Origin of the sequence: Devosia sp. (assembly GCF_040509215.1) — a bacterium.
Classification (GTDB): domain Bacteria; phylum Pseudomonadota; class Alphaproteobacteria; order Rhizobiales; family Devosiaceae; genus Devosia.
In genome coordinates, this window is sequence record NZ_JBEVLL010000229.1 from 1 (window position 1) to 5859 (window position 5859).

The 5859-nt window shown below is 61.8% G+C and carries 7 protein-coding genes; 3 read left to right on the forward strand and 4 right to left on the reverse strand.

Annotated features, from left to right (window positions below):
• Positions 1-161 precede the first annotated feature (161 nt).
• Positions 162-770, forward strand: a complete 609-nt coding sequence (locus tag ABW043_RS12665) for a MarR family winged helix-turn-helix transcriptional regulator (RefSeq protein WP_353921569.1) — start codon at positions 162-164, stop codon at positions 768-770.
• A gap of 96 nt (positions 771-866) precedes the next feature.
• On the opposite strand, the gene ABW043_RS12670 is transcribed toward ABW043_RS12665, so the two are convergent.
• Entirely contained in the window at positions 867-1193 is a 327-nt protein-coding gene (locus ABW043_RS12670) for a DUF718 domain-containing protein (protein WP_353921570.1), read from the reverse strand.
• Between the two features lie 167 nt (positions 1194-1360).
• Between ABW043_RS12670 and ABW043_RS12675 the strand changes: the two genes are divergently transcribed.
• Positions 1361-2578 (forward strand): MFS transporter, encoded by a 1218-nt coding sequence (locus ABW043_RS12675; RefSeq protein ID WP_353921571.1) that lies wholly within the window; start codon positions 1361-1363, stop codon positions 2576-2578.
• Between the two features lie 53 nt (positions 2579-2631).
• Here the strand turns inward: ABW043_RS12675 and ABW043_RS12680 are convergent, their stop codons facing one another.
• The 3 genes from ABW043_RS12680 to ndk form a co-directional block, all read right to left on the reverse strand.
• Positions 2632-4530, reverse strand: a complete 1899-nt coding sequence (locus ABW043_RS12680; protein WP_353921572.1) for a DEAD/DEAH box helicase — start codon at positions 4528-4530, stop codon at positions 2632-2634.
• Between the two features lie 290 nt (positions 4531-4820).
• Complete coding sequence (locus ABW043_RS12685) at positions 4821-5027, reverse strand: tautomerase family protein (RefSeq protein ID WP_353921573.1); 207 nt, start codon at positions 5025-5027, stop codon at positions 4821-4823.
• Positions 5028-5450, reverse strand: coding sequence for a nucleoside-diphosphate kinase (gene ndk, locus ABW043_RS12690; protein WP_353921574.1), 423 nt, complete (start codon positions 5448-5450; stop codon positions 5028-5030).
• Positions 5451-5680: 230 nt separating this feature from the next.
• Here ndk and ABW043_RS12695 point away from each other — a divergent pair.
• Positions 5681-5859, forward strand: a 179-nt coding sequence (locus ABW043_RS12695; protein WP_353921575.1) for a VOC family protein, incomplete at its 3' end; no start/stop codon positions are given.

Sequence of the window (5859 nt, forward strand, 5' to 3'; positions counted from 1 at the left end):
GGTTGAATGGGTTGTGACATTGGGGCAATCCTCAAAATAGAGAGGACCGGCGTCCAGCGTCGGCCCTTGCGAAATGAATTCTGAAGGCATAAATGTGCTCATAGCAATTACATGTCAATAGCATGCAATTGCAGGAAGCATGCAAAACTGCGGGGCCTGCCATGTCACTGAGCGACAAAACCGAGATGAATGCCGTGCTGTTGCAGGCCGGGCACGACGCTGCAACGGCGGATGCCGTGCTGGAGATAGATGCGCTGATGCAAAAATGGCGGCGCCGGGCGCAGAAGCGCGAACTGGGACACAGGGCCCTGGCCCATCTCAAGATCGAGCTCGATCTGGCGCAACTCGATGTGCTCTTCGCCATTGAGGGTCGGGCCGAACTCGGCGAAACCCGCGGCGAGACCATGGTCGCGACCGTCGCCGAGCGGCTCAATATCGACCCTTCGCGCGCCAGCCGGCTGGTAAGCGAAATGGTGGATCAGGGCTATGCGCGCCGGGCGGTGAGCCAGGCCGATGCGCGGCGCACGATCATCGAACTGACGGAACGCGGGCTGGCAGTGGTCGAAGCGGTGCGGGCCTACAAATTTCTCGTCATGGGCGATTTCCTCGCCGAATGGAGCGCTGAGGATCTGGCGGCCTTCGTGCCGCTGCTCAAGCGTTTTGGTAGCTGGATGGACGGTATCGATCCGGCTTCGGAAAAGCACGCGCACGAGATTGCCGCGCTGGCCGAAAGCATTGCTCGGACAGGCATTGAGGTAGAGCCGGTATAGCCGGCCGACTCCGGCGCCCCCTCTCGCTTCAGTTTAGGCCACCGGGACGAGCCCGGTGGTGACGATAGCGAGCGGACTTGGCCGAAGGGTGCCGCACTAGTGCGTCTGGATACGGTATTCGGCTACGGCCTCGCCGGAGACCGGGTCGGTTACGCCGAGATCGCCGCCCAAATCCTCGAGCATGGGTCGCATGCCGTCGAGCGACTTGATCATCTGGGGGCGTGCCTTGACGATGCTGTCGAAGGCATCCCACTCGCCGACGATGCAGAAGGTACGATCGCCCGTCTTGATCAGACTGAAGCGACGCATGCCGGCTGCCTTGAACTGCTCTCCGTCCGATTCCAGCAAGGCGTCATGATGGGCAATCAGGGCGTCTTCCGAGCCGGGTTTCACCCGGACACGCACGATATTATAGGCCGTCATCGAGGGCCTCCCATGTTGGCCGCTCAAGCCCACGGGACCTGACGCGGGAGCCAGTATTCTACTCCTCGGAAAGGGCCCGTCCCAGCGGATTCCGAACCTATGCAATCGATTTCGATGGACGGATTATCGGCCCGGCGCTAGGTCTTGCCGCTCTCTGGGAGGGGACGATGACTGCGAGACCACGCATGCCGGTGACGGCGCTGCTCGGAACGAACATGTTCTTTTCGGGCGTCACCTATGCCGCCACCATGCCCTATGCCTCGCTGGTGGGCGTCGACACGCTTGGCATGTCGCCGGGCTGGTTTGCCTCCGTGATGAGCGTGGGCGCGGTGCTGGGCACGTTTGTGTCGCTGGGACTGGGCTATCTTTCGGACAAGCTGCCCGACAGGCGGTTGCTGGTACTGATCACGGCGCTTGCGGGCGTTGTCGGCCATGGGATGATCTATCTCTGGCCAACGCAGTTCAGTTTCATGATTGCCATGGCCGTGGTGATGCCGTTGGCCGGCGCCTGTTATGGGCAGTGCTTTGCCTATGTGCGCGTCTATTATGTGCGGCACATGCCGGCGCGGGCGGATTTCATGGTGACGGCCCTGCGCACGGTGTTCACGCTCGCCTGGATCATCGTGCCGCCTGTCGCCGGCTGGGTGGCGGCACAGTTCAGCATTTTCAACGTCTTCCTGATGTCGTCGCTGAGCTATGCCGTGATGGGCGGTATTTTTGCGCTGCTGATCTCGGACAAGACGACGGCCGTGCAGATGCCGGCGCCGGTGCGCGCCGAGGGGGCGTCGCTGCTCTCGACCTTTGCCCTGCCCCTTGGAACGCTGGCCGGGTTGCTGGGCCTCATCGTCATGACGGCGGCCATGCGCATTCTCACCTTTACGGTGTCGCTGTTCATAGTCACTGATCTGGGTGGAACACTGACAGATGTGGGCTTTTATGCGGGGATCACCGCGGCCGTCGAAGCGCCGTGCATGCTGCTGCTGGCTTACCTTACGACCAAGCTGAGCAAGGAAACGCTGCTGGCGGCAGCGGGTATCGTGATGGCGGTGTTCATTGGGCTCGCCAGCATTTTGACAAGCATGACAGCGCTTTACTGGCTGCTCATTCTCAACGGGCTCGGAACCGCGGCGCTGATGAGTGTCAACATCCCCTATCTGCAGGATGCGATCAAAGGACGGGTGGGGCTTTCCACCTCGCTTATGGATGTCGTGGCAATTGCCGCCAACCTTCTTGGGGCAACGGCTTTTGGCCTGCTGACGTCGGGCGGGAATTATCGCTTTGCGCTGATGGTCGCGGCCGGCGTGTCGGTTGCAGGGGCCGCGATCATGGCATTCGGGAATTTGTCGCGGCTGGGAGAGCTGCGACAGGTCGAGCAGGCCGGATAGCGTTTTTGGCCAGAGCGTAGATCCCCGCCCGAAGGCGGGGATAAATTATTGGATCAGTCCTGAGCGCGAGGCTTCTTGTGGTCCTTGGTCTTGGGCTTGCGCGGGGCTTCGCCCTCGGCTGGCTTGGACCACTTTGGCTTGCCCTTGTTCTTGTCAAAGGGCTTGGCTTCCTTTGGTTTGAAGGCCTTAGCGGGGCGAACCGACACGTCTGGGGAGACGGTAAAATCGTCAGGACGGAGGTTGCTCGAGCCGTAGCGCTGCTTGCGATCGGCGCGTTCCGGGCGCGGCGCGCCGGGATCATAGGCGACCGGCGGGCCGGGGGGACGGCGCTTGGACTGCGGCTTCTGCTCGATCGGGCCGTCGATGGCGGAGATATAGACGCCCTTTTCGCCGGTGCCGTTCTTGCCGACGCTTTTGACGAAACTATCCACCTTATCCGCGGACACTTCGAAGATGGTTTCGGTGTCGAAGATGCGGATGGAGCCGATGGCGCCCTTGGTGACGCCGCCGGCCTTGCAGATCATGGGCAGAAGCCAGCGTGGCTCGGCGCGTTGCTTGCGACCGACCGTGACCTTGAACCAGGTGCCGCCGGCAAACTGCTCGCGGGTGCGCGGTTCGCGCTTGTCGAAATCGGTGACGAGCGTTGCCGAGATATCCTCGGGGATCGGACGGGCGGTGAGCTGCAGGCGAAGGTAGGCCGCAGCCAGCGCTTCCGGCTCCCACTTGGCTAGCAGACTGTCAACACTTGGACGCTCGTCGTCGGTGATTACGTCACTGAGAAGCGAATTGGTGAGAATGGACTCGCGATAGCGCGCGTCGATCGCTTCGGCCGTCGGCGGAGCGATGTTCTCGGCTTCGATTTTCGCGGTGCGCAGGATCGACTGGGCGACGCGGCGGCGATGGGTCGGCGAGATGACGACGCAGGTGCCCTTGCGACCGGCGCGACCGGTACGGCCCGAACGGTGGAGAAGGGTCTCGGCGTTCATCGGCAGCTCGGCATGGATGACGAGGTCGAGATTGGGCAGATCGATGCCGCGGGCGGCGACGTCGGTGGCAACGCAAATGCGGGCGCGGCCGTCGCGCATGGCCTGGAGGGCATTGGTGCGCTCGGCCTGGCTGAGTTCACCCGAAAGGGTGACGACATCGAAGCCGCGATTTTGGAGGCGCGCCGAGAGGTGCTTTACCGCTTCGCGGGTCGAGGCGAAGACGATGGTGTTGGTGCTTTCGTACCAGAGCAGCGTGTTGATGACGGCGTTTTCGCGCTCGTCGGCCGGCACGGTCATCAACTTGTATTCGATGTCGGCGTGCTGCTGGCCCGAAGAGGTGGCAGTGATGCGCAGGGCGTTGCGCTGGAAGGTTTCGGCGAGCTTGGCGATCGGCTTGGCGACGGTTGCCGAGAACAGCAGGGTGCGGCGTTCTTCGGGGGCGGTCTCGAGGATGAATTCGAGGTCTTCGCGGAAACCGAGGTCGAGCATTTCGTCGGCTTCGTCGAGCACGACGGCGCGGAGCGCGGACATGTCGAGAGCGCCGCGGGTGATGTGATCGCGCAGGCGACCGGGGGTACCAACGACGATATGGGCGCCGTGCTGGAGGGCGCGACGCTCGGTGCGCGCGTCCATGCCGCCGACGCAGGAGACGATGCGGGCGCCCATCTGGGCATAGAGCCATTCAAGCTCGCGCTGCACCTGCATGGCCAGTTCGCGGGTCGGGGCGATGACGAGGGCCAGCGGGACTTCGGCGCGGGGAAGAACTTCGGCGCCGTCGAGGATGGTGGGGGCAATCGCCATGCCGAAGGCGACGGTCTTGCCCGAGCCGGTCTGGGCGGAAACCAGCAGATCGCGGCCGTCGGCTTCGTCTTCGATGACGGCGGACTGGACCGGGGTGAGGTTCTCGTAGCCCTTGGCGGCCAAAGTGGCAGCGATGGGTGCAAAGATATTTTCAGGCAGGGACATCGAGGGGCTTTCGTAAAGCGGAATAGCCCCGGTGAGCGCGATGTCCATTCCCAAAGAGGCGGGACATCTTCGCTATCAAAAGGGCTTCTTCAGGTGATGGCTTCTCTAGCGGAAAGAGCAGGGATTGCCGGTCATGTCTGTGCATTCTAGCACAAACAATGAAAAAGGCCGCCCGGCTGGGCGGCCCAATCTGGTGTGGTCTCTAACCGTAAGCCCTGCGCTGTGCAAGGCTCCGGAGTGCATAAGGGTTAAGGTCCCTTCGCATGGCTCCGGCTCAGCGGGCGCCAGACTTAGTCCTTGGGCTGCTTGCGCAGTTCAGAGACCGGCTTGCCCTTGAAACCCCAATTTTCGAGCGGGACTTCGTCGATAACAACGAAGGTGCTTTCGGGGTTCTTGTTGAGCACGCGGACCATGATCTCCGTAATGCCCGCGATCACTTCGGCCTTTTGCTCGGCCGTGACACCGTCTTCGAGAATGCGGACATTGACGTAAGGCATTTAGCCCACGAGCTCTTCGTCGGAGAAGAAGTACTTGATTTCTTCGGCAGCGGTTTCCGGAGCGTCGGAACCGTGGACCGAGTTTTCGCCGACGGAGAGGGCGAATTCCTTGCGGATGGTGCCTTCAGCAGCGTTGGCCGGGTTGGTTGCGCCCATGATTTCGCGGTTCTTGAGGATGGCGCCTTCGCCTTCGAGGACCTGAACGACAACCGGGGAAGCGATCATCTGCTCGACGAGTTCGCCAAAGAAGGGACGTTCCTTGTGAACAGCGTAGAAGCCTTCGGCCTGTGCGCGGGTCATGTGGATCTTCTTCAGAGCGATCGGGGTGAGACCGGCTTCTTCGAACTTGGTCAGGATCTTGCCGATGAGGTTACGACGGACGGCATCGGGCTTGATGATGGAGAAGGTGCGTTCAATCGCCATGGCGAGAAAATCCTGATTGGGTTTGGAAAGGTGGCGCCTTTTAGCGGGAGAGTTTGACGGAGGCAAGACGGGGTCTGCGGTAGAAGGCCGGACCAATTGCGCGGGGCGGGCTTTTGTCCTAAGCCACCTGGCGTTGGCACCGTCCTTCTCGATTGACATCCGAAACCGCCCTTCCCTCTTCGGCACCGCCCGAACGGTTGCCGCAGGTTTCCAAAGAAGGAGGTTGTGCGATGAGTGAAATCGCCGACCACGGCGTCCGTTTTGGACGCATTGCCGCAATGCTTCCCGTTTCAGATATGACCAGGGCTTGCGCGTTCTATGAGGACGTTCTCGGCTTCAAGAAGGTTTTTGAGAACGGCAATCCCGTCGGGTTCATGATCCTGAAACGCGACGACGGGGAGCTGCATCT